The 533-nt window shown below is 50.5% G+C and carries 1 protein-coding gene; it reads right to left on the bottom strand.

Features of this window, described 5'->3' with window-relative positions:
* Nucleotides 1-533 (bottom strand): L-lactate permease (locus R7Z47_RS26640; RefSeq protein WP_318130997.1); only part of this gene is annotated, 533 nt, incomplete at both ends.

Here is a 533-nt window from a genome sequence, read left to right as displayed (position 1 = left end):
CGGCTTGCAGTGACACTACAACCACGCTTGAGATAGATAATGTCTGCGCGACTTCGAATTGGAACTGGCTGAACATCATGTTCGATACGGTATTCGAACCCGCGATGAATGCACCTAGTGCACCAACCGTTGCACTCAGTGCTGGGAATGCAGAGCCAACGAGGTCTGAGGCAAAGTTCGCAGTTGTTACAGGCATACTTGCTAGGTCAGCACCGTTCACTCCTGAGTTGATGAAGATACGTACCATCGGGATAGTGAACACCAATACGAAGCCTGCACCGATTAGCGTTTTGCTTGACTCGCCGAATGCTTCACGCAAAGGTTTTGCGCTACCGCTTTGCAATACAGCAGCAAGCAGAGCAACGAACACCAGTACACCACCAGGAAGGTAAAGCGGCTGAATCGCAGCGCTAACGCCTGTTTCGCCTAGAATGTTGCTAAACGACACGCTGACGCTTTGCAGTAGACCTTTAAACTCCGAGCTTACGCGGCTTGCTACCAAAATAACGGCCAGCATTACATAAGGAATCCAC

The organism is Vibrio sp. 1641, from assembly GCF_033339995.1.
In the GTDB taxonomy this organism is placed as follows: Bacteria; Pseudomonadota; Gammaproteobacteria; order Enterobacterales; family Vibrionaceae; genus Vibrio; species Vibrio alginolyticus.
Note: the sequence above shows the minus strand (reverse complement) of the source record. Positions and strands in the feature narration are given on the sequence as shown.